Here is a 21,826-nt window from a genome sequence, read left to right on the forward strand (position 1 = left end):
GCCAAGGAGATGGACATCACCCCGGAGAAGGTGCTGGAGATCCAGCAGTACGCCCGGGAGCCGATCAGCCTGGACCAGACCATCGGCGACGAGGGCGACAGCCAGCTCGGTGACTTCATCGAGGACTCCGAGGCGGTCGTCGCGGTCGACGCGGTGAGCTTCGGGATGATGCAGGAGCAGCTCACCGGCGTCCTGCAGACCCTCTCCGAGCGCGAGGCCGGCGTCGTCCGGCTGCGCTTCGGTCTCGCCGACGGCCAGCCCCGCACCCTCGACGAGATCGGCCAGGTCTACGGGGTCACCCGCGAGCGGATCCGGCAGATCGAGTCCAAGACCATGTCCAAGCTCCGCCACCCCAGCCGCTCCCAGGTGCTGCGCGACTACCTCGAGTGATCGACCGTCCCGCGCTCGGCATGATGACGTCGTGACGAGCGCGGGACGGCAGTGGTGAGCAGGCGGGGCTGGGCGCTCTTCCTGGCGATGTCGGTCATCTGGGGCGTGCCCTACCTGCTGATCAAGGTCGCCGTGGGGGAGTTCTCCCCGGCGGTGGTGGTCTTCCTCCGCTGCGCGATCGGCGCCGCCCTGCTGCTGCCCTGGACCCTCGCCCGCGGGGGCCTGGGCGGGGCGCTGCGCCGGCACTGGCGGGCGCTGCTGGTGTTCACCGTGCTGGAGATGACCGGCCCGTGGTTCCTGCTGTCCTGGGCCGAGCAGGAGCTCTCCTCGTCGCTGACCGGCCTGCTGGTGGCCGGCGTCCCGTTCGTCGCCGCGCTCACCGCCCGGCTGGCCGGCGAGGAGGACCGGCTCTCCCCGGTCCGGGTCGTCGGCATGCTGGTCGGGGTGGTCGGCATCGCCGCGCTGCTCGGCCTGGACGTCGGCGGCGCGCAGCTGACCGCGATCGGTGCCGTGGCCCTGGTGGTGGTCGGCTACGCGACCGCGCCGATGGTGATCAGCCGCCGGCTGCCCGACGTCCCCGGCGTCACCGCCAGCGCGTTCGCGCTGTCGGTCACCGCCGTGGTCTACGCGCCGTTCGCCGTGCCCCGGCTGGGCGAGGCGGTGGACGCACCGGCGCAGGCCTGGGTCTCGGTGGCGGTGCTCGGCGTGGTCTGCACCGCGGTCGCGTTGGCGCTGTTCTTCGCGCTGATCCGGGAGGTCGGCCCGCAGCGGGCGCTGGTGATCACCTTCGTGAACCCGGCGGTCGCCGTCCTGCTCGGCGTGGCGCTGCTGGACGAGCCGTTCACCCTCGGCATCGCCCTGGGCCTGCCGCTGATCCTGCTCGGCTGCGTGCTCGCCACCCGGCGCAGCCCCGTGCGCACCGAACGCTCCGAGCTCACCGACCTCGACGCCGCCGTCCCCTGACCCTCTGCCCGGCCATGTTCGCCAACATGGCCGGGCCGGGCGTCCGGCCATGTTCGCCAACATGGCCGGGCCGGGCTCAGGGGGCGGGGCGCAGGGGCGCGGTGGCGAACTCGCGCATGCCGTCGGCGAAGGCCACCTGCGCCCGGTGGCCGAGCTCCTGCTCGGCGCGCACCGGGGAGGCTACGACGTGCCGCACGTCGCCGATCCGGTACTCGCCGGTGACCTCCGGTGCCGGGCCGCCGAACGCCTCGGCGAGCGCCGCGGCCATGTCACCCACGGTGTGCGGGACGCCGGAGGCGACGTTGTAGGCCCGCAGCGACGAGTCCGGCGGGTCGGTCTCCAGCGACCGCAGGTTGGCCTGCGCGACGTCGGTGACGTGCACGAAGTCCCGCTGCTGGCCGCCGTCCTCGAACACCCGGGGCGCCCGGCCGGACTCCAGCGCGCTGCGGAAGATCGACGCCACCCCGGCGTAGGGGGTGTCCCGGGGCATGTGCGGGCCGTAGACGTTGTGGTACCGCAGGGCGATCGCGCCGCCGCCGGTCGAGCGGGCCCAGGCCGCGGCCAGGTGCTCCTGGGCGAGCTTGGTCGCCGCGTAGGTGTTGCGCGGGTCGGCCGGGGTGTCCTCACCGACCTCGCCCCAGCTCAGCTGCCGGCCGCACACCGGGCAGGGCGGCTCGAACCGGCCGGCGTCCAGGTCGGCCCGGCGCCGGGGTGCCGCGGGGACGACGCCGTGCTCGGGGCACTCGTAGCGGCCCTCGCCGTAGACCACCATCGAGCTGGCCAGCACCAGCCGGCCGATCTCCGCCCGGGCCATCGCGGCCAGCAGCACCGCCGTCCCCAGGTCGTTGATCCCGGCGTAGTCGGGCATGTCCTGCACGTCGATGCCCAGGCCGACCATCGCGGCCTGGTGACAGACCGCGTCGACGCCGTCCAGCGCCCGGTCGACGGCGTCGCGGTCGCGCACGTCGCCGACCTGCAGGTCCACCCCGTCCAGGCCGGGGACGCCCTCGGGGTAGCGCGGGTGCACCGCGGGGAGCAGGGCGTCGAGCACCCGCACCTCGTGTCCGGCCTCGCGGCAGGCGGCGACGACGTGCGAGCCGATGAAGCCCGCCCCTCCGGTGACCAGGATGCGCACGAGCGCAGACGCTAGCTTCGGCACCCGTGGAGCGCCCCCGGAGCACCGACGACCTGCCCCGCTGCGGCTGGGCGACCAGCGCCCCCGAGTACGTCCGCTACCACGACGAGGAGTGGGGTGTGCCGTTGCACGGGGACGACGCCCTCTACGAGCGGCTCACCCTGGAGGGGTTCCAGTCGGGGCTGTCCTGGATCACCATCCTGCGCAAGCGCCCCGCCTTCCGGGCCGCGTTCGCCGGCTTCTCGATCCCGGCGGTGGCCGCGTTCACCGACGCGGACGTCGAACGGCTGATGGCCGACGCGGGCATCGTCCGCAACCGCGCGAAGGTGGTCGCGGCGGTGCGAAACGCCCGGGCGGCGCTCGACGTGCCGGAGGGGCTGTCGGCCCTGCTGTGGTCGTTCGCCCCGGCCGGTGGGCGACCCCGTCCGCAGACGCCGGACGACGTCCCGGCGACCAGCCCGGAGTCGGTTGCGCTGGCCAAGGAGCTGAAACGGCGGGGGTTCTCCTTCGTCGGCCCGACCACCTCCTACGCCCTGATGCAGGCCACCGGGATGGTCGACGACCACGTCGCGAGCTGTTTCCGGGCGGGGGAGAGGCACCCGGACTGAGGGGTCCGGGTTGGTCGATGGCCGCGGATACGGGATCATGGGCGGAGAGCTCTGCACGAACAGTCGCCACACCACGGCCAGCCGGTCCGTGGGTGGCCGGTGAAGGAGGCACGCATGGCGGCCATGAAGCCGCGTACGGGTGAAGGTCCCCTCGAGGTCACCAAGGAGGGCCGCGGCCTGGTCATGCGCGTCCCGCTGGAGGGTGGCGGCCGGCTGGTCGTCGAGCTGTCCCCCGATGAGGCGAGCGCCCTCTCCGAGGCCCTGAAGGGCGCGACCAGCTGATCACCGACGCGAGTCTGCCTGCGGGCAGCCCCGCGCTCGACGACGCGGCCCCGGCCGCCGGCAGCACGCCGGCGTCCGGGGCCGTGCCGTCGTTCCAGGGAGCGCTGCCGTTCCCGCGGGTCGAGGTCGTCCCGGCCCTGCCGGCGCTCGGGCCGGACGACGTCCTCGCCGTCCCGGTGGGCGCTCACGGTGCTCTGCCCGGGTGGCTGACGGAGGCCACCGAGCCGCCGGTCGACCCGGAGCTCCTCGCCGGCGCCCTGGCCGACACCGGCAACGGCGGCAAGCGCGGCGGGATCACCAACCTGCCGGTCCCCGGCCGGCGCCCGCGGAGCGTGCTGGCCGTGGGCGTGGGCGACGCGACCCTCCCGCACCTGCGCTCCTACGTCGCGGTGGCCGTCCGTCGGGCGCAGACCCTCGCCGAGTCCGGCGCCCGGCGGCTGGTGCTGCCGGTGGACACCGGGGTCGCCCCGGCGGGCGCCGACGAGGTGCGCACCGCGGTGGAGACCGCGCTGCTGGCCGGCCACCGCTTCCGGGACACCTCGACCCCGCACCCGCCCCGGCTGGCCGAGGTGCTCGTGGTCGCCACCGACGCCGACGACCCGGCAGTGGCCGCTGGGGAGCTCGCCGGCCGGGTCGCCGCGGAGTCGGTGGCCTGGGCCCGCGACCTGGTCAACACCCCGAGCAGCACGAAGGACCCTGCCTGGCTGGCCGACCGTGCGGTCGAGCGGCTGGGCGGCCTCCCGCACGTCGGGGTCTCCGTGCTCGGGCCGGACGAGCTGGCTGCCGGCGGCTTCGGCGGCGTGCTGGCCGTGGGCGGTGGTTCGGCGAGCCCGCCCAGGGTCGTCGTCGTCACGTACCGGCCGCCACACGCCACCGCCGGGCACCCGGTCCTGGTCGGCAAGGGCATCACCTTCGACACCGGCGGCATCTCGATCAAGACCAACGCCGGCATGCGTGAGATGAAGACCGACATGGCCGGCGCCGCCGCCGTGCTGGCCGCGGTCGACGCCGCGGCCCGCCTCGAGCTGCCGGTCGCGGTGAGCGCCGTGGTCGCGCTCGCGGAGAACGCCGTCTCCGGTGCCGCCTACCGGCCGGCCGACGTGGTGCGGCACGTGGGCGGGCGCACCACCGAGGTGCGCAACACCGACGCGGAGGGCCGGCTGGTGCTCGCCGACGCCCTCGCGCACGCCCGCCTGACGCTCGGCGCCACGGTGCTGGTCGACGTCGCCACCCTCACCGGGGCGATGAAGACGGCGCTGGGTGCGCGCACGGCCGGGCTCTACGCGACCACCGACGGGCTGGCCGACGCCGTCCGGACCGCCGCCGGGCACGCTGGGGAGGCGGTCTGGCGGATGCCGCTGTCGGAGGAGCACGTCGGTCACCTGCGCGCCCAGCTGGACTCCGAGGTGGCCGACGCGAACAACGCCCCGGGCAACCCCGGCTCGACCACGGCGGCACTGTTCCTGCAGCCGTTCGCCGGGGAGCTGCCCTGGGCGCACCTGGACGTCGCCGGTCCGGCGCGGTCGGGCAGCGACGAGGCCGAGGTGGTCAAGGGCGGCACCGGCTTCGGCGTCCGGACCCTGCTGCGCTGGCTGGAGGCAGGGGCGCCGGTGGACGTGCCCGGCCCGATCGTGCGCGACTGAGGGGTTGCCGCGGCCGGTCGGCGGGCATCTCCCCGAGCGAGCCGCGCCACCGGCGCGACCGGACCTCAGGGGGAACAGCCGTGAGCATGATGGACAAGGCCAAGGGCGCGCTGAACAGCGACAAGGGCGAGCAGGCCAGCGACAAGGCCCTGGACAAGGGCGAGCAGTTCGCCGACCAGAAGAGCGGCGGCAACCACGACGCGCAGATCGACAAGGGCCGGGACGCCGCCGACGGCAAGATCGGCAACCAGTAACCGGACGGTCCCGGCGGCTGGGGCCAGGGCCTCAGCCGCCACCGGCCCGCCGGGTCGGGCAGGATCGCTCCGATGAGCGAGGAACAGCGCGGCGTCGTCTTCCCGGCCGGCCCGGACGGACGGCGCAGCACCGCGACGCTCGGGCGCGCGGTGGTCGCCGACGCGCTGCGTCCGGTCGACCCGACCGGGGCGCGGGCGGCCGAGCAGGAGACCAACTGGCGGGCCGGCTACCTGAGCCACGTGCGCCGCAGCGTGGAGGCCGGGCTCTCCTCCCGGGAGGCGGCCCTGGCGATCGCCGGAGCCGGGCTGGACTCGCTGCACTCCCGGATGCGGGTGGCCGGGCCGGACGGCGAGCGGGAGCTGGCCGTCCTCCGCACGGCGCCGGCCGAACGGCAGCTGCGCACCGTCGAGCTGCGCGGGGAGGCCGACCCCGAGCGCGAGCTGTCGCTGCCCTGGCGGGGCACCCGGCTGCGCGGCGACGACCTGCACCGCCGGCTGGCCGCGTGGGTCGCGGCCGGGGTGGTCGAGCCCAGCTGCGCCGAGGCGGTGCGCACCGTCGCCGACCACCCGCAGTGGCTGGCGCTGCCCGACCACACCGTGGCCGTGCTCGGCGCGGGCGCGGAGATGGGGCCGCTCACCGCCCTGCTCCGCTGGGGCGCCCGGGTGGCCGCCGTCGACCTGCCCCGGCCGGCGCTGTGGCAGCGGGTGCTGGACACCGCCCGCCGGGGCGCGGGCACGCTGCTGGTCCCGACCAGCGCGGACGGCGACCTGGCGAGCACTGCCGGGGCCGACCTGATCGCCGGGGTGCCCGAGGTCGGCGACTGGCTGACCGACCTGCCGGGCGTGCCGGTGCTGGGCAACTACGTCTACGCCGACGGCGCCACCAACGTGCGGGTGTCGACGGCGGTCGACGCGCTGACCCTGCGGCTGGCCGAGGCCCGCCCCGACCTGGCGCTGGGCTTCCTGGCCACCCCGACGGACGTCTTCGCCGTCCCGGCCGAGGCGGTCGAGTTCTCCGTCGCCGCCTACGCCCGCCGTCCGCGGACGGCGAAGCTGCTGGGCCGCCCGCTGCGCACGCTGTCCGCCGGCCGGCTGCTGACCCGCGGCTACCTGCCCGGCGCCGACCCCGGGATCAACGACAGCCTGGTGCCGCAGCAGGGCCCGAACTACGCGCTGGCCAAGCGGCTGCAGCGCTGGCGGGCCCAGGTCGCCCGGGCGGCGGGCAGCACCGTGTCGATGAACGTCGCCCCGCCCACCCGCACCCGCTCGGTGGTCAAGAACCGGGCGCTGGCCGCGGCCTACGCCGGGGCGCACCGGTTCGGCGTCGAGGTGTTCGAGCCGGCGACGTCGAACGTGCTGATGGCAGCGCTGCTGGTGCACGACCTGCACACCGGTGGCGGCCCGGCGCACGTCCACCCCTGGCAGGACGAGGCGTACGCCGCCGCGCACGGCGGCCTGTGGCGCAGCCCGTACGCCCCGCGCAGCGCCCTGGGCCTGGCCGCGGTCCTCGGGGTGGCCGGCGCACGGGGCTGAGGCCCCGCGCCGCGCTCTCCGGCCTGGCCGCGGCGCTCGGGGCCGATCCGGCCGGGCGTGTTCCGCGCCGGCGGCGGGCGGCCACCTCTACGGTCGCGCCATGTCGCAGGACGTCGAACCGGTCATCCAGGTCCGGCCGCGACCGCGGCTGCGGGAGCCCTGGACCGCGTTGCGGGTGGCCCTGGTCGTCGTCTGGCTGGGCCTCGCGCTGACCACCGTCCTCACCGGCCAGCGCGCGGCGTCCCTGGACGACCTGCGTGCCGCGGTCGACGCCGGGCGGGTGGACGAGGTGCGGGTCAGCGAGGGCCTGGAGCCGCGGACCGTCGGCTTCGCCGTGCAGTCGGCGGTGTGGCGCTCGGGCCCGGTCCTGCGTCGCACCGAGGTCTGGGTCGCCAGCCCCGGGGTCGACGTCCCGCAGGACGAGCGCCCGCTGATCTCCGGTGACCTGGCCGACGAGCTGCGCGCGGCGGACCGTGACCTGCGTGTCGTGCCGCTGGTCGAGGCGTCGTCCTCGTCGGAGGTGCTCGGCTGGCGCCTCCCGGCCTGGGTCGGGATGGTCCTGCTGGCCGACGGGCTGGCGGTGCTGTTCCTGCTCGTCGGCGGGCCAGCGCCGGCGCGGGCGACCCGCTGGGCCTGGTTCTGGCTGAGCTGGCCGCCGGTCGGCAACCTGGCGCTCCCGCTGCTGTCCGGGCCGTTCCCGGGCCTGCCGGCGCCGCGCCCCGGTGGACGGCGGCTCACCGGGGGCTGGGCGTTCCTGCTCTGCGGCGTGCTCGGCATCGGCTTCTTCGGCGCCCGCTGACCCGGAGGTCCGGACGGCGCGCTCAGGGGCCGCTCAGGGACGCCGGTCAGGGGCGGGTCAGGGTCGGTTCAGGGCGCTCCCCGATGTCCCCGAGGCGGCTGCGCCGACAGGCTCGTCGGCATGGACACCACCTCCTCCGCCCGCCCCGGGGGGACGCTGTGATCGTCGCCCGGGGACTCACCAAGACCTACGGCCCCAAGACGGCCGTCGACCACCTGAGCTTCACCGTCGAGCCCGGCCGGGTCACCGGCTTCCTCGGCCCGAACGGCGCCGGCAAGTCCACGACGATGCGGATGATCCTGGGCCTGGACCGGCCCACGTCGGGCAGCGTGACCGTGAACGGCCGGTCCTACGCCGCCTCCCCGGCGCCGCTGCGCGAGGTCGGTGCGCTGCTGGAGGCGCGGGCCCTGCACCCGGGCCGCAGCGCCCGCGACCACCTGCGCTGGCTGGCCGCCAGCAACGGCATCCCGCGGGCCCGGATCGACGAGGTGCTCGACCTGGTCGGGCTGGAGGCGGTGGCCGACCAGCGGGTGGGCCGGTTCTCCCTCGGCATGGGGCAGCGGCTGGGCATCGCGGTCGCGCTGCTCGGCGACCCGCCGGTCGTCGTCCTGGACGAGCCGGTCAACGGGCTGGACCCCGAGGGCATCCGCTGGGTGCGCAGGCTGGCCCGCGAGCTGGCCGGGCAGGGGCGCACGGTGCTGGTCTCCAGCCACCTGATGAGCGAGATGGCCCTCACCGCCGACCACCTGATCGTCGTCGGCCGGGGTCGGATGCTGGCCGACTGCTCGATGAGCCAGTTCATCGCCGACCACGCCGCGTCCTACGTGCGGGTGCGCAGCCCGCGGAGCGCCGAGGTCGAGACCCTGCTCCGCCAGCACGGCCTGGACGTCGACCGGCACGACGACGAGCTGCGGGTGCAGGGCCTGGACGCCGCCGGCATCGGCGAGCTCGTCGGCCGGGCCGGACTGCACCTGCACGAGCTGACCCTCGTGCAGTCCTCGCTGGAGGACGCCTTCATGACCCTGACCGCCGACAGCGTCGAGTACGCCGCCCACCCGACCGAGACCGCTGGAGCCCTCCGATGAGCGCCACCCCGACTGCCAGCGCCGCCCCGCCCCGGCCGGCGTCGACACCCGGCCCGGACGTCGTCCGGCTGGACCCGAACCGGCACGTGCCCGGGGTGCGGCGTCCCGGCTTCGCCCAGGTGCTGCACGCCGAGTGGGTCAAGTTCTGGACGGTGCGCTCCACCGGCTGGTCGCTGGGCCTGCTGTTCCTGCTCGGCGCCGGGCTGACCACGCTGATCTGCTGGGCCGTGGCGGAGGACCTGGCCGCCGGTGACACCGGTGAGTCGCCCGCCTCGTTCATCACGTGGGGGTTGCTGTTCTCCCAGCTCACCGCACTGGCGCTGGGCACGCTGGTGGTCACCAGCGAGTACGGGACCGGGATGATCCGGGCCTCGGTCACCGCGGTGCCCCGCCGTGGGCGGGTGGTGGCGGCCAAGGCGCTGCTGCTCACCGGCGTGCTGTTCGTCGCCGGTGTGGTCACCGCGGTGATCGGCTACCTGGGCGGCAACTGGTTCCTCGACCGGGAGGGCGTGGGACTGGCGCTCTCGGAGGACGGCGTGCTGCGTGCGCTGCTGGGCAACGGGCTCTACCTCGCCGGGCTGGGGCTGTTCGCGCTGGCGCTCGGACTGCTGATCCGGCACACCGCCGCGGCCTTGACCATCGGCATGGCGCTGGTGCTGGTGGTCGGCAACCTCGCCTACGCGCTGCCGGGCACCTGGGGCGAGTGGGTGGCGAAGCTGATGCCGGGCAACGCCGGCGGGTCGGTCGCCCAGGTCGCACCCTTCAGCGGCGGGGCGGTGCTGGCCCCGTGGACGGGCTTCGCGGTGTTCTGCGCCGAGGTGGCGGTGCTCCTGCTGGTGGCGGTGCTCGCCTTCCGCCGCCGCGACGCCTGACCCGCTCCGGGACCCGCGTTCCCTCTCCCCACGGCTCCTCCCTCGACCGGCCCGGTCGGGGGAGGAGTCGCTGCGTCGCGGTGTGGGCTCCACCGCGCGCGAGGTGCCTGCGGGCCGGACACCGGACCCCGCGCCGGCCGACCGGCTCAGGCCGGGCCGATCAGGCCCGCCACGATCTCCGCGGACAGGGTCACCAGGGGCAGCCCACCGCCGGGGTGCGCCGAGCCGCCGACCAGGAACAGGCCGGGGACCGGGGAGGCGTTGGCCGGCCGCAGGAAGGCCGCCCGGGCGCCGTTGCTGGAGGTGCCGTAGATGGAGCCGCCGGGGCTGGCGGTCTCCCGCTCCAGGTCGGCGGGCGTGCGGACCACCCGCCAGCGCACCCGGTCGCGGACGTCCAGGCCGCGGGCCGCCATCCGGGCCAGCACCAGGTCGGCGTAGGCCTCGGCCCGGCCGTCCGCCGTCCAGTCGACCCCGCTGCCCGGCTCGTGTCGCGGCGCGTTGACCAGCACGAACCACGACTCGCTGTCGTCGTCCGGCCGGGTGGCCGGGTCGTCGGGGGCGCTGATGTAGACGGTCGGGTCGGCCACCGGTCGCTTCGGGTCGTTCCCGCGCCTGCCCCGCCCCCCGAACAGCGCGTCGAACTCGGCGGTGTGGTCGGCGGGGAAGAGCACCGTGTGGTGGGCCAGGCCGGGGGTGCGGCCGCGCAGCGCCAGCAGCAGCACGAAGCCCGAGGACGACGGCGTGACCCGCCGCAGCGCGGCGCGCGGACCGCGGGCGGGTGCCTGCGCGGGCAGCAGCCGGCGGTACAGGGTGGTGGCGTCGGCGTTGCAGACGACGACGTCGGCGCGCAGCACCTCGCCGTCGGCGAGCCGCACACCGGTGACCCGGCCGCCCTCGACCAGCACCTCGGCGACCTCGGCCTCGGTGCGCAGCACGGCGCCGCGCTCGACCGCCCGGTCCGCCACCGCCTCGGGGAGCCGGCGCAGGCCACCGGGCACGTACCAGGAGCCGAAGGCCTGCTCGGCGTAGGGCACGGTCAGCAACGCGGCGGGGGCGAGCCGCGGGTCGGAGCCGGAGTAGGTGGCGTACCGGTCGAGCAGCATCCGCAGCCGCGGGTCGGTGAGGTGGTGGCGGCCCAGCCCGCGGAGCGTGCGGCCGGGGGCGATGGTGCGCAGGTCGGCGGTGTTCCGGGCGAGCCGGGCCAGCGTCATCGCGCCGGCCAGCGGGGAACGGAGGAACGGCTGCTCGGTCGCCCGCCACATCGCCTCCGCGCGGGTCAGCAGCGCCGTCCACTGGGCTCCGCTGCCGGGGCCGAGGTCGGCGTCCAGCCGGGCCGCGATCGCCTCGCGGTGCCCGGGCACCGCCGTCGTCGTCCCGTCGGCGAAGCGGTAGGCGACCGCCGGGTCCAGCCGCCGCAGCGGGAGCACCGTGGAGAGCGGGTCGCCGGTGGCGGCGAAGAGGTCCTCGAAGACCTGCGGGAGGGTGATCAGGCTGGGGCCGGTGTCGAAGCCGTGGCCGTCGCGGGCGTACCAGCCGAGCTTGCCGCCGATCTGCGGTGCCTGCTCGAGCACGGTCACCTCGTGGCCGCCCGCCGCGAGCCGCGCCGCGGCCGCCAGCCCGCCGAGCCCCGCCCCGATGACGACGACCCTGGCCACGCGATCACGGTAGCCGGAACCCGTGCGCGCCGTTGTGCGCTCGATGCGGTTCGGCGGCCCGGCAACCGACGACCAGCGCACGACGGCGGCCTGCGCAGGTCGACCGCACGGCTCGGTGGCGGCGCGTCACCCATCCGGCGTGCCCCCGTGCTGGGTGGGGTCCGGCATCAGGGTGCCGGGGACGAGGGGGGTGGACCCGAGTGCGCCCCCGTCTCCCGTGCCGTGGCGCGGCGGCAGGACGGCGTAGGGCAGGGGGTCCTCGAGCATCGCCGGGGTCAGCGTCACCCCGGTCAGCAACTGCAGGAACGACGCCACCGGTGCGCCCGGCCTCGTCTCGACGGGTCCCCGGAAGCCGGCGTCCCGCATCTCTGTGTCGAAGGCGTGCGGCGCTGAGCCCCAGCGCGTCGAGTCGGGGAAGGACGGCTCGAAGGCGCAGAGGTGGTCACCGTCGCGGGCGACGTGGACCGAGCTGACGTTCGGTGTCGAGCACGGGGCCACCGCTGTGCCGCCGTCCGCGGTCAGGCGTGCCAGGACGTCGGCGTCACCGCCCGTGGTGGAGGCGTGCTCGACGGCGTACGTCCACCCCGCGGCGGCCCCGAGTCGGACGGCGGGCTCGTCCAGGTCATGGGCTGCGCGCAGCGACAGGGCACCGCGGTCGAACTCCGTCGGCCCGAAGGCGGCGAGCACCCGGACCGGGTCGGGGAGGGAGACGACGGTCAACGTCAGCAGCAGGTGCTGCTCGACCCAATCGGAGAACCACTCGAAGCGCTGGTCGAGGGTCGACATCCTGGTACGTCCCGTCGGTCAGAAGTCGGCGTCGAGGTGGGCGAGCAGGGTGGCACCGTCCCACGTGGGCGGCGGCATGATCCGGCGGACGGTGAGCAGCGGCTGTGCCGGGTCGGTGGGGTCGGCGAGCTGGAACGCCGCCCGGTAGCCCGCCGAGGCCACGTGGGGCAGGGTCTCCTGGTCCCACACGCCGTGCGGGTAGGCGAGCAGGTCGATCGGGTGGCCGAGGACGTCGGCCAGCGTCTGCCGGGGCTGGTCCACCTGTTCGGCCCACTGGTCGCCGGCGAGGCGGTCCATCCGCTGGTGGTCCCAGCTGTGCGCGCCGATCGTCATGCCGGCCGCGTCCAGCTCGCGCAGTTGGTCGCCGCTGAGCCAGTTCGGCTTGTCGAGGACCACGGTCATCGGGAAGAAGACGGCGGGGAAGCCGAACTCACGGAGCATCGGGAGCCCGACGGTGGCGTGGGTGGCCGAGCCGTCGTCGAAGGTGAGCAGGACGGCGCGGTCGGGCAGCGGGGTGCCGAACTGCAGGTGGTCGACGAGCGCGGGCGCGGCGACCGGGGTGTACCCGCCGTCCCGGAGCGCGGTGAACTGCACGCGGAGGGCGTCCGGCGGGGTGGTGATGCTGCGGGCGTAGGCGCTGTCGTCGGCGGTGTGCTCGCGTAGCTGGTGGAAGCAGAGCACCGGGACGATCGAGCGGGCCAGCACCTCGGCAGGTGTGCCGGGCGTCGGTGGTGCCGGCTCCGGGGTCGGGGTAGGCGTCGGGGTGGGCTCGACCGAGGACGACGGCGCCGGAGACGTCGTCCGTTCCGCAGCGCGCCGCTCCGTCCCGCCGCTGCAGCCGGCGAGGGCGAGTGCGGCTCCGGCAGCCAGGAAGTGGCGTCTGTGCACCCGCTGAGCCTGGTCATCGGCGCCTGTGCGCGCAACGCCCCAGCGCAGCTGGACGGCCGGCGACCGCGTCGTCGGCCCGGCCGGTCGCCTCCGCGGGCCGGTCGCCTCCCGCGGCGAGTCGCCTCCGGTGGCCGTCGGCTCGGTGGGGCGTCAGGCCGGAGACATGGCGGCAGCCAGGACCAAGTCGTGGCGGCAGGCGGGACCGGGACGTGGCGGCAGGCGGGACGGGGACGTGGCAGCAGTCGGGACGGAGACATGTCGACAAGTCGAGGTGGTGGGCGGCTCCAGACCGTCAGCACGGCGGTGGGTCGTCGGTTGGTCGACTCTCTGGCGGCTCCGGCCCGGGCGGTACCGCCTCGGCCCGGGGGGTTCGTGAGCCGGGTGGTCGGAGCCCGGGTGGTCGGGTGGTGCGGGTGACGCCGGAGGGGGTGGTGACGTGCAGGGTGCCGTCGGTGTCGAGACGGAAGCGCCAGCCGGGGGCGAAGGTCTTGAGTCGGTGGTGGGAGCGGCACAGGCAGCAGAGGCTGCCCACCCATCACTAGCCTGCCCCCATGGCAGACGTGAGGGCCGCAGCCGTCTACGCACGGATCAGCAGCGACACCGAGGGCCGAGCCCTGGGCGTGGCCCGGCAGGTCGAAGACTGCCGACGGTTGGCGGTAAGCCTCGGTTGGCCAGTCGCGCAGGAGTACGTGGACAACGACCTGTCCGCCTACTCCGGCCAGCGGCGACCCGCCTACGAGCAGATGCTGGCCGACCTCACCGATGGTCAGAGGGACGCGGTGATCTGCTATCACGTGGACCGGCTGACCCGCAGGCCGGTGGAGTTGGAGCAGTTCGTCGCCACCGTGGACGCCGCCGGTGTTCGCCAGGTCCGGTTCGTGTCCGGCGACATGGACTTAGGCACCGGGGACGGCCTATTGATCGGAAGGATCATGGCAGCGGTGGCAGCGAATGAGTCCGCGTCCAAGAGCAGACGGGTGCGCCGCAAGAACGACCAGATCGCCGCCGAGGGCCGCCCGCACGGCGGGAACCGGCGACCGTTCGGCTACGAGATGGACCGGATCACCGTGCGCCACGACGAGGCCGAAGTCATCCGGCAGATGGTCCGCCGCTACCTGGCCGGAGAGAGCCTGCGGTCGCTGTGCATGTGGCTGGAGGACAACGGCATCCGGACCACGACGGGCGTCGAGTGGCACAGCCCGTCCCTGCGCGGCGTACTCAAGTCCGGTCGAATCGCCGGTCTGCGCGAGCACCGCGGCGAAGTCGTCGGCCCTGCCATGTGGGACGCGATCATCACCCCGGCGGACCGCGACCGGGTGCTCGCCCGCATGACCGAGCAGGCAGTGACCGGCCGCCGGAGCCCACGCCGCTACCTGCTGTCCGGCCTGCTTCGGTGCGGTCGCTGCGGCGGCAAGCTTTACTCGTCCCCGCGCAAGGATCGCCGCCGGTACGTGTGCATCTCCGGCCCCGACCACGGCGGCGGCTGCGGTCGGCTGACCGTCACCGCAGAGCCGCTCGAGCAGATGCTGACCGAGGCGATCCTGCAGCGCCTGGACAGCCCCGCCCTGGCCGATGCGTTGAGTGGCCGGGCCGGGGACAGTCTGGCCGTCGAGCTCAGCGACGGCCTGGCCGTCGACCAGGCCCAGATGGACGAGCTCGCTGTCATGTTCGGCAAGCAGGAGATCAGCGCACGCGAGTGGCGCGCAGCCCGCGAACCCATCGAGCGCCGGATGCGCGATCGAGAACGGCAGTTACGAGCCGCCTCGCACACCGACGCCCTGGCCGGTCTGCCCGGCAACGGCAGTCAGCTACGCGGCGAGTGGTCCGGGCTCAACCTCACCCGACAGGCCGCGATCGTCTCAGCGATCCTCGACCACGCCATCGTCGACCCCGGACAACAGGGCAGCCGAGCCCTCGACCCGAGCCGCATTCGAGCGGTCTGGCGGATCTGACGACCTCCCCGCCGACAGGAGAACCGCCACGTCCGCCAGAATACGCGGATCGGTGACCAGCACTGGCACCCCCTGTTCGGCGCAGGACGCGGCCAGCCAGTCGGCGACGTCCTCGGCGCTCATGCCCATGCCAACGCCGCCGGACCAGCACGGCGAGGCGCGCCAGCCACCGGTATCGGTCCCTGGGCATCCGCCGACCCGGGTGATTGGTCAACCGCCGCGCCAGCGGCTCGCCGGAGTCGCGACTTTTCCAGCGCTGCACGGTTCGCCGCCCGCACTTCCCTGACCGTCAGCCCCCACTGCCGCGAAGACGACCAAGTGCGGTAACGAGCCGGTGCCCTGCCTCGAGTGACCTCACCGGTTCGCTTGTTGATGACGTCGACCGCCCACGGTGCGGCCCCACGCTGATCGGTGGCTTTCGTGGCGTACTTCGCCGCGTAGTTCGCGTGCCGCCGGGGCGACAGCGGCGTCAAGTCGACCTGACACCCGAAGCCAGCAGCTAGCGCGATCCGCTGGATCTGGTCCCGTTGCAGCGGCTCGGCGGACCACATCAGGACGTGCAGGTGCAGCGCGCCGCGCTTCTGGACCTCGACCACGCGGAAGTACTCGAACCGGCACACCCGGGAGAGGCGCAGCCGCAGCCGATTCCACGCCTGACCGGCGGCCGCGTTCCACTCCGCCAGATCGCCCACCCGGCAACCGCACGGGCCACCGCCCCCAGGCCGACCCGGTACCCACCGGGCGTGTTCACGCTCGCCCGGCGCGGTCAACGTCAAGAAGCTCCCGTGGCCACGATGCGCCGTCGCGGAGCGAGACTCCGCTATCCGGACGAGCAGCCGTCGGTATCGCTCGGAGCAGGGCACACATCGGGAAGCCCGGTGAGCCCGACAAGGCCAGACAAGTCGACCGTCACAGACGCGACACACGACGAGCAAGGGCGCAGTGCAGTCCAACCCAGCGACGCCGCCTCCAGGCAGGTAGCCCACGACGCGCAGACCGCGGACCCCCGGCGGGCAGGCGCAGGCCGACGGCGATGCGGGTGATTGGACATGACCGCGCGCCGGCTCAGCGAGCCCGGGCACGAGCGCGCCCCGAAACGTCGGTCAGGGAAAGGAAGCGGCCAGGGCAGATGCCACGAGCACGCGTTGAGCGAGCAGACATGAGGGTTCCAGGGAGACGACGGGACACGACAGTGCGCGTAGTCGCCGCCGGTCGGCCGCCGGTCGGGACGCTCTGTGAAGTCGTCTCAGGGCCGATCCCCGTGTGCATCGCTTGTCCCGGGCGGGGTTTGCCTCGATGGGCCCCGGGGTGCAGTCGACATAGTGACATGAGCCGTGGTGCGAGCGGAAGCAGCCGCAGACCAGAGCGTGTGTTGAGTTAGTGCAGGAGAAGTGTCAAGAGGCGACCCCTCCGGGGTCGCCCACAACGTCCGGCAGGCACGGGGTCGGCCGCAGGCCGCGACCCGGGCGCTCCGCACCCTCCAGCCGCGCCCTGCGGTCGACCCCCCGTCCGTCGAGGGCGCCACAGGTGCCGACGCAGTGCACGGGCGCCCTCCGGGCGTCCCTTCGGGCAAACCCGTGCACCACGACGACCCCCGCGGCAACTGCACTCACTCCCGAGGGGCCGGGGAGGAATGGGGTCCAAGGACTCACCCGAGTTGTGTTGCCTACCGTTGGCCGGGACGCGCGGACTTACGCTCCGTCCGTGGCCGCGACCGACCTAGAAGTGCAGATCCGCGACACGTTCGCACAGCTGACCATGTGGGGCGACCGCGTCCGCGAAGCGTTCGAGCCGGAGCCCGGAAGTCCCCTCGCTGAGGATGACGCCGTCTTTCCTTGGCTCTCAACCGCCGATATCGCGTGGCAAGGACTCGTGGCTGCACAGGATCACCTGAAGGGCTTCCGCGCGTGGTGGCTGGCGAACGATGCGCCCGATCCTGACGCGCGGCCGGGCCTCTTCCCGATCGCTACGTTCAGCCTCCTGCGAGGAGCTCTTGTCGGCGGTGCGATCGCCTCATGGGTACTGACCTCTGATCACGTCGACGTCCGCACGGGGCGAAGCCTCACGGTGGCCGCTGATTGGTACGCGAATCACCTGAGGTGGGCGAAAGGCATGCGCAACTACGCCGTCGATCGCGAGCGGCACCAGGATCAGATCCGTCACGTCGAGGGTCGAGCGGCGCAGGTTGCCGAGCTGCGCGAGAGCCGCAAGCCGCGCGGTCGCCTGAAGACGACCGACGCAATCACCCAGGCGAACGCCGAAATCTGGACCGGTGACGAAGCACGGGCCGCACAGACGGCGGCGCTCTGGCAGGCAGGCAGCGGCGACGCCCACGCATTGGGTTGGTCGATCCTCACCCGTAAGCACGACCAGACACCGCTGGGCGACGGCATGGGGACCTTCGTGAGCGGCCCATCACTCCTGGACGTGGCCAACGCCTACTTCTGTGCGTACGACTTCGTTGCCTACGGCTTCCACCGACTGGACGGACTAGGAGCGCGGACGCCGTAGCGCAGTCGCCTCCGACGCCCCCCAAGTCAGGGGTACTAAGGGGTGCGCCCTATCGCTTGCACAGGTTCCCGAGTTGCGTTGCGGCTTCAAGTCAAGAGCGCCGGGTTGCGCCCGGCGCTCGGCCTCATCGCCCTGCGGCGCCTCTGCCCGATTCCTCGGAATCGGCTGGGTCTTCGCTTGCGTCATCGACCCCGTCCAGGTAGATGGTTGCCTCCTCGCCAATCTCGACCTCGACATCGCCCCGAGGCGCGCCCCGCGTCTTAATGGACTTCTCTGGGCGGGAACTGAACATCACATTAGTGAAGTTGAACGCCGGAGAATACACCCTAGCGACGGAAAACCGGTCTTGAACGTCCTCGATTTCCAACCGGAGTTTTTCCAAGCGCGTCCGACCCAGATGTTCCTTAGTCTCGGGATCGCGAATATCGACGACTCGCCAGAGGTCGACGCGGTCGCCGACCTCGACCCCCTCATCCTCCCCGGCTGCTATGGCGATTCTAAATTCATCTAGAACCGCCGCCACTCTCGCCGACAATTCAACCATCGGAACCACCCTCGGTTTCACTTGGGCTGGGGGGATAAGTCCCCATCGCTGCATCGTTCGTCAGTTCAGAAAGTCTTGACGCGCTTAACACCAGTCCAGTGGGAGCGTCGGTGCTTATGACGGCCTGCCGCCTCAGTGCGTCCCAAAACTCAGGCACGGTCTCTTCGTGCGGCTCCAGAAGGACTCCCGCACCATCGGCGGTCCGCTCCACGACGCGCATGATGCCCTGACGCTCCCCTGTCATGGTGATCGATAGATCGTAGAGTGCGCCCACGCTTGGCATGACGCCATCCGTCAAGGCCGCGCCGAGCACTACCGACTTCCCGCGCGGGGCCTTACCGATTAGTTCCAGCGTGGCGCGCGACATGGCTGCGCCGATTGCGCCAGCGAACTCGTCGCGACCCTGTTGGCGTCCAGCAATTCGCTCCTGCACGGCCAACTCCGCTAGACGAACGACCTCTTGCTCCAATTCCTCGTTCCGCGCAACAGTCGCAGAGAGGTCAGCCTCAAGGCGCGGGTAATCTGCGACCCGATATATGGCCCGGCGCATTCGCGGCCACGCTCGCCACGCAACCACCAGGACGGCAGCGACCGGCGCGAGAACCCAAAAGAGGACTAATCGATCAATCGCGAGCGCCCCGACGTAGGCGCCAACCAGGGTGGCGAGCGCCAACAGCACCGTAGTGAACTGGCGCAGCGACTGTTCGACGCTGCTTCGCACGTAGCCGACCCTACTGGTTCAGGGGGCTACCCATTGATGGGGTGGACCGCAATGCGGCGTCCGCACACCGGGCGGCCAGAGTTGACTGGCAGGGGGGGTGTGCCTAGCGATGGACGAGGTTGGTGCAGTCGGTGGGTCCGCCGGTGGCGTGGGCGGTGACGTGGTCGAGGTCGGTCCAGCCGACGCGTTGGCCGCAGTTGGCGAAGCGGCAGCGCTGGTCGCGGGTGGCGACGAACGCGCGTTGCCGTGTGCTGGGTGTGTAGGCGCTGGTCGTTGGTGGCGGGCCCAGAACCGGGCAGTCGCAGGCATCCCGGGCTGCGGTCGCAGCTCCGCAGTCGCTGACGCCGCCGCCACTGCTGCTCTCGATGCCGGTGTCGGAATCGGGGTGCTGTGGGCAGCCGCGGCGGGCCAGGCGGGCGAGTTCGGCGGGGGTGGCGGTGGCCAGGAGCTGCCCGTCGAGGCCGGTGAGGGCGTAGGTGAGGGTGCCGCCGTCGGGGGTGCTGAGGCCGAGGGCGCCGACGCGGGTGAGGAGTTCGCGCAGGTGGGTGGCGGTGATCGGCAGGCCGTTGACCTCACCGGTCGTGCTGCTTGAGTCGGTGAGGGCGGTCAGGTCGGCGGTGATGGTCAGGTTCGCAGTCACCGCGGGCAGCCCTGAGTCGGCGGGGCGGCGGATCAGCGCGGACAGCACGTGGGCGCGGAGTGCGCCGATGGGTCGGGGGTCGCCGTCGGTCTTGAGCATGCGGGCGAGTTGGTCGACCAGGTCGTGGCACTCGACGGCCTCGTCGGTGGGCAGGTCCGCGGCCAACGTCGAGCGGCCATCGGTGGCGGAGGGATACACCCGCACGTCAGCGGTCTGCTCGGCTTCGGCCCGGCGCTCCTCGGCCGCGGCGGCATCGAGCTCGAGCATCAGGGCTGTGGCGCGCTCGCGCAGCCGGTAGACCGACAGGCTGGTCGCCTCGGGCAGCAGCGCGTCCTCGACCTGCCCGGCGACTGCGGCGTCGGTGTGGGCGAGCACGTCGGCCAGGGCGTCGGCGCGGCGTTCGTCGAGGTCGCCGAACTGCAGCGCGGCGAAGGTCGCCGGCAGCTTGCGTGACCAGGTCAGCGCCCGACCCAGCCGATGCGCGGCGGTGCCGCGGCCCAGGTTGAGCACCGCGGAGAGCTCTGCGGGGAAGAACTCGCTGATCTCATCGTCCCCGCTCTCACCGGACCAGCCGGCACGGCGGGCGCCGGGGCCGCCGGGTCCGCCGCGGTCGGACGCGCTGCGGCCAGCCGGAGGATCAGCTGAGCCTCGTAGGCGGCGTCCATCGCCCGCCGCCGCTGCACCGCTGCCAGCTCCGCCGCGACCTGCTCTGCGGAGGCTGCCCGCTGCCGGGATGCGTGCGAGCCGGTGGGGTAGAGCAGGTCGATGACGACGGTGAGCGGGCCGGAGGGCATCGCGGTCGTCGTCACACATCGAACATACGATCGAGGTCTGACAGTTTCGCGAGATGCCCACCAGGACGGAGCAGCCCGGCCGAGTGCCCGTGGGCGCAGGCGCTGCGGCCCGCAGAGCCCAGAGCGCGGGCGGCCCGCGACGTCCCTCTCGCGGACTGCCCCTGACCCTGGGCGGGTGCGACCACCCGAGGGTCAGCGGTAGACGACGTCCACGTTCTGGAAGGCGCCGAGGGCGTGGTCGGCGACGAAGTGCTCGTGGTCCCGGCGCACGCGGTCCGCGGCCTCGTCGGCGAACCGCAGGACGTCGTCGACGAACAGCTCCCGCCCGCCGATGGCCTCCAGGATCGCCGGCTCCACGTCGTAGTCGACGTTGCCGTTCTCGTCGGACATCGCGTGGGTGTGTGCCAGCACCCGACCGCAGATCTCCGCGTACTCCTTCCACTCGCCGGCCGACAGCTCGCCCAGGCTGATGTCGTCCCGGAACGGCGCGCGCTCGCGCACCAGGAAGCTCTGTCCGTCGATGTCGGTGCTGCCGTAGAAGACGTCGCCGTTGACCAGGTGCACCCGCTGCGCGTGCCGAATCCGGTCGCCCTGCGCGTCGACCTCGTACCCCGAGGGCGGCACCAGCCCGGCCAGCGCCGAGCGGCGGGCCCGCTTGAACTCCAGCAGCAGGTCGTCGGTGCCGTCGTCCCGCACGCCGGCGATCAGCACGAAGTACCGGGTCAGGCCCAGTGACGCAGTGCCGGCGCCGCGCCGCTCGGCGACGTCCTTGACCCGCATCGCCCCGGCCCGCTCGGGCACCGCCACCTCGTTCTCGGCGACGTACCGGTCGACGATCCCCTGGAACTCCGCGCGGCGGCTGCTGACCGGCACCAGTTCGTCGTCGGTGCGGAAACCGCGGCGGGTCTCGTCCAGCAGGTCCTCGGCCAGCCAGTCGGCCCGGCTGGTCTCCAGCGTGCTGGCGATCAGTTCGGCGATCAACGGCGGCGCGTTGTCCAGCCGCATCTGCTCGGTCTGCTCCCGGCCGTCGGCGGCGTAGGAGGCGATCCCGTCGACGTACCCGCGCACGAACCGGCGGGCGACAGCGCGCTGCTTCTTCTGGCTGAGCCCGCCCTTCTCCGCGGCGCCGAGCAGGAAGCCGACGGCGCCACGCTTGAGGTCCCAGGTGAACGGCGCGTAGTAGGCGTCGTCGAAGTCGTTGACGCTGAAGATCGGCACGTTGTCCGAGCTCGGCATCACGCCGAAGTTGCCCGGGTGGACGTCGCCCAGGGCCAGCACCGTGGGCAGCCGGGAGTCCTCGCCGACCAGGTCGCGGTAGAAGAGCAGGTTGGTGCCGCGGAAGAAGTGGAAGACCGACCCGGCGAGCTTGTCGAACTTCGCCCGGGCCTCCAGGTCGCCGGTGGCGATGCGGGTCTCGTGGTCCTCGCGCACGGTCTCGCGGACGTGCACCCGCCGGTCGTTGCCGGTGATCATCCGGGGGATCAGCACCATCTCGCCGCGGGCCCGCGCCTCGGCCAGCAGGCGGAACGCCTCGACCCGGGAGTGCACCGGACGGCGGCCGTCACCGCGCACCGTGGCGTCGCTGTCGTCGTCCCCACCGCCGTTGCCGTCGGCAGACGGCCGCAGGTGGTCGAGCAGCTGCTCCTTGGTCATCGACGAGCGTCCGGGCACGTCCTGCTCACGGGCGCGGCGCAGCAGCTCGGTACGGGTGGCGGACTCGAGGTCTGTGTCCATGACCTGCGCCTACCCGGTCCCGGCCCCGCCACGAAAC

22 protein-coding genes and 1 pseudogene are annotated in these 21,826 nt (G+C 73.4%); 12 read left to right on the forward strand and 11 right to left on the reverse strand.

Annotated features, from left to right (window positions below; genetic code table 11):
- The coding region (locus tag HLA93_RS18495; protein ID WP_281425465.1) for a sigma factor-like helix-turn-helix DNA-binding protein at positions 1–390 on the forward strand (390 nt) is incomplete at its 5' end.
- A gap of 54 nt (positions 391–444) precedes the next feature.
- Positions 445–1,353, forward strand: coding sequence for a DMT family transporter (locus tag HLA93_RS22125; protein WP_222195915.1), 909 nt, complete (start codon positions 445–447; stop codon positions 1,351–1,353).
- Between the two features lie 76 nt (positions 1,354–1,429).
- Here the strand turns inward: HLA93_RS22125 and HLA93_RS18505 are convergent, their stop codons facing one another.
- Positions 1,430–2,488 (reverse strand): NAD-dependent epimerase/dehydratase family protein, encoded by a 1,059-nt coding sequence (locus HLA93_RS18505; protein WP_222195916.1) that lies wholly within the window; start codon positions 2,486–2,488, stop codon positions 1,430–1,432.
- Between the two features lie 26 nt (positions 2,489–2,514).
- Here HLA93_RS18505 and HLA93_RS18510 point away from each other — a divergent pair, with 26 nt between their 5' ends.
- From HLA93_RS18510 to HLA93_RS18545, 8 genes are all read left to right on the forward strand, one after another.
- Complete coding sequence (locus HLA93_RS18510; RefSeq protein ID WP_308128235.1) at positions 2,515–3,096, forward strand: DNA-3-methyladenine glycosylase I; 582 nt, start codon at positions 2,515–2,517, stop codon at positions 3,094–3,096.
- Positions 3,097–3,210: 114 nt separating this feature from the next.
- A complete protein-coding gene (locus HLA93_RS18515) occupies positions 3,211–3,378 on the forward strand; it encodes a DUF3117 domain-containing protein (protein WP_222195917.1) in 168 nt (55 codons plus the stop codon).
- Between the two features lie 83 nt (positions 3,379–3,461).
- A complete protein-coding gene (locus HLA93_RS18520) occupies positions 3,462–5,021 on the forward strand; it encodes a leucyl aminopeptidase family protein (RefSeq protein ID WP_308128236.1) in 1,560 nt (519 codons plus the stop codon).
- Positions 5,022–5,107: 86 nt separating this feature from the next.
- Positions 5,108–5,275: an antitoxin gene (locus tag HLA93_RS18525; protein WP_246627083.1), complete on the forward strand. Its 168-nt coding sequence runs from the start codon at positions 5,108–5,110 to the stop codon at positions 5,273–5,275.
- Positions 5,276–5,347: 72 nt separating this feature from the next.
- Positions 5,348–6,808 (forward strand): hypothetical protein, encoded by a 1,461-nt coding sequence (locus HLA93_RS18530; RefSeq protein WP_222195919.1) that lies wholly within the window; start codon positions 5,348–5,350, stop codon positions 6,806–6,808.
- Positions 6,809–6,908: 100 nt separating this feature from the next.
- On the forward strand, positions 6,909–7,607 hold the full coding sequence (locus HLA93_RS18535; protein WP_222195920.1) for a hypothetical protein: 699 nt from the start codon (positions 6,909–6,911) through the stop codon (positions 7,605–7,607).
- A gap of 158 nt (positions 7,608–7,765) precedes the next feature.
- Positions 7,766–8,692: an ABC transporter ATP-binding protein gene (locus tag HLA93_RS18540; RefSeq protein ID WP_222195921.1), complete on the forward strand. Its 927-nt coding sequence runs from the start codon at positions 7,766–7,768 to the stop codon at positions 8,690–8,692.
- A complete protein-coding gene (locus HLA93_RS18545; RefSeq protein WP_222195922.1) occupies positions 8,689–9,564 on the forward strand; it encodes an ABC transporter permease in 876 nt (291 codons plus the stop codon). Before HLA93_RS18540 ends, HLA93_RS18545 begins: the two co-directional genes overlap by 4 nt.
- A 146-nt stretch (positions 9,565–9,710) precedes the next feature.
- On the opposite strand, the gene HLA93_RS18550 is transcribed toward HLA93_RS18545, so the two are convergent.
- From HLA93_RS18550 to HLA93_RS21210, 4 genes and pseudogenes are all read right to left on the reverse strand, one after another.
- The gene (locus HLA93_RS18550; RefSeq protein ID WP_222195923.1) at positions 9,711–11,219 is read right to left on the reverse strand and encodes a phytoene desaturase family protein; all 1,509 of its coding nucleotides are present in this window, start codon (positions 11,217–11,219) and stop codon (positions 9,711–9,713) included.
- Between the two features lie 126 nt (positions 11,220–11,345).
- Positions 11,346–12,005 carry a DUF6461 domain-containing protein gene (locus HLA93_RS18555; protein ID WP_222195924.1) on the reverse strand — a complete coding sequence of 220 codons (660 nt, stop codon included), beginning with the start codon at positions 12,003–12,005 and terminating at the stop codon, positions 11,346–11,348.
- A gap of 18 nt (positions 12,006–12,023) precedes the next feature.
- Positions 12,024–12,893, reverse strand: a complete 870-nt coding sequence (locus tag HLA93_RS21845; RefSeq protein ID WP_222195925.1) for a polysaccharide deacetylase family protein — start codon at positions 12,891–12,893, stop codon at positions 12,024–12,026.
- 292 nt (positions 12,894–13,185) lie between these two features.
- Positions 13,186–13,419 (reverse strand): annotated as a pseudogene (locus HLA93_RS21210) (HNH endonuclease); the annotation flags it as partial.
- 25 nt (positions 13,420–13,444) lie between these two features.
- On the opposite strand from HLA93_RS21210, the gene HLA93_RS18565 reads away from it, so the two are divergent.
- Positions 13,445–14,845, forward strand: a complete 1,401-nt coding sequence (locus HLA93_RS18565) for a recombinase family protein (RefSeq protein WP_222195926.1) — start codon at positions 13,445–13,447, stop codon at positions 14,843–14,845.
- 119 nt (positions 14,846–14,964) lie between these two features.
- Here HLA93_RS18565 and HLA93_RS18570 read toward each other — a convergent pair whose 3' ends face one another.
- Complete coding sequence (locus HLA93_RS18570; RefSeq protein ID WP_222195927.1) at positions 14,965–15,537, reverse strand: rolling circle replication-associated protein; 573 nt, start codon at positions 15,535–15,537, stop codon at positions 14,965–14,967.
- Between the two features lie 1,012 nt (positions 15,538–16,549).
- Between HLA93_RS18570 and HLA93_RS18575 the strand changes: the two genes are divergently transcribed.
- Positions 16,550–17,356, forward strand: coding sequence for a hypothetical protein (locus tag HLA93_RS18575; protein WP_222195928.1), 807 nt, complete (start codon positions 16,550–16,552; stop codon positions 17,354–17,356).
- 124 nt (positions 17,357–17,480) lie between these two features.
- On the opposite strand, the gene HLA93_RS18580 is transcribed toward HLA93_RS18575, so the two are convergent.
- The 5 genes from HLA93_RS18580 to HLA93_RS18600 form a co-directional block, all read right to left on the reverse strand.
- A complete protein-coding gene (locus HLA93_RS18580) occupies positions 17,481–17,900 on the reverse strand; it encodes a FlgT C-terminal domain-containing protein (protein ID WP_222195929.1) in 420 nt (139 codons plus the stop codon).
- On the reverse strand, positions 17,893–18,621 hold the full coding sequence (locus tag HLA93_RS18585) for a hypothetical protein (RefSeq protein WP_222195930.1): 729 nt from the start codon (positions 18,619–18,621) through the stop codon (positions 17,893–17,895). Before HLA93_RS18585 ends, HLA93_RS18580 begins: the two co-directional genes overlap by 8 nt.
- A gap of 103 nt (positions 18,622–18,724) precedes the next feature.
- On the reverse strand, positions 18,725–19,771 hold the full coding sequence (locus HLA93_RS18590; RefSeq protein ID WP_222195931.1) for an HNH endonuclease signature motif containing protein: 1,047 nt from the start codon (positions 19,769–19,771) through the stop codon (positions 18,725–18,727).
- Positions 19,720–20,070 carry a hypothetical protein gene (locus tag HLA93_RS18595; protein WP_222195932.1) on the reverse strand — a complete coding sequence of 117 codons (351 nt, stop codon included), beginning with the start codon at positions 20,068–20,070 and terminating at the stop codon, positions 19,720–19,722. The genes HLA93_RS18590 and HLA93_RS18595 overlap by 52 nt, the downstream gene beginning before the upstream one ends.
- A 177-nt stretch (positions 20,071–20,247) precedes the next feature.
- A complete protein-coding gene (locus HLA93_RS18600; RefSeq protein WP_246627075.1) occupies positions 20,248–21,789 on the reverse strand; it encodes a DUF2252 domain-containing protein in 1,542 nt (513 codons plus the stop codon).
- Positions 21,790–21,826: the final 37 nt, after the last annotated feature.

Source organism: Modestobacter italicus, assembly GCF_019799965.1.
Classification (GTDB): Bacteria; Actinomycetota; Actinomycetes; order Mycobacteriales; family Geodermatophilaceae; genus Modestobacter; species Modestobacter italicus_A.

Excerpts from the sequence above, each read along its gene's own strand:
- HLA93_RS18545 (WP_222195922.1), top strand. The coding sequence starts at position 8,689 with ATGAGCGCCACCCCGACTGCCAGCGCCGCCCCGCCCCGGCCGGCGTCG.
- HLA93_RS18525 (WP_246627083.1), top strand. The coding sequence starts at position 5,108 with ATGATGGACAAGGCCAAGGGCGCGCTGAACAGCGACAAGGGCGAGCAG.
- HLA93_RS18530 (WP_222195919.1), top strand. The coding sequence starts at position 5,348 with ATGAGCGAGGAACAGCGCGGCGTCGTCTTCCCGGCCGGCCCGGACGGA.
- HLA93_RS18555 (WP_222195924.1), bottom strand. The coding sequence starts at position 12,005 with ATGTCGACCCTCGACCAGCGCTTCGAGTGGTTCTCCGATTGGGTCGAG.
- HLA93_RS18515 (WP_222195917.1), top strand. The coding sequence starts at position 3,211 with ATGGCGGCCATGAAGCCGCGTACGGGTGAAGGTCCCCTCGAGGTCACC.
- HLA93_RS18600 (WP_246627075.1), bottom strand. The coding sequence starts at position 21,789 with ATGGACACAGACCTCGAGTCCGCCACCCGTACCGAGCTGCTGCGCCGC.
- HLA93_RS18535 (WP_222195920.1), top strand. The coding sequence starts at position 6,909 with ATGTCGCAGGACGTCGAACCGGTCATCCAGGTCCGGCCGCGACCGCGG.
- HLA93_RS18580 (WP_222195929.1), bottom strand. The coding sequence starts at position 17,900 with ATGGTTGAATTGTCGGCGAGAGTGGCGGCGGTTCTAGATGAATTTAGA.
- HLA93_RS18565 (WP_222195926.1), top strand. The coding sequence starts at position 13,445 with ATGGCAGACGTGAGGGCCGCAGCCGTCTACGCACGGATCAGCAGCGAC.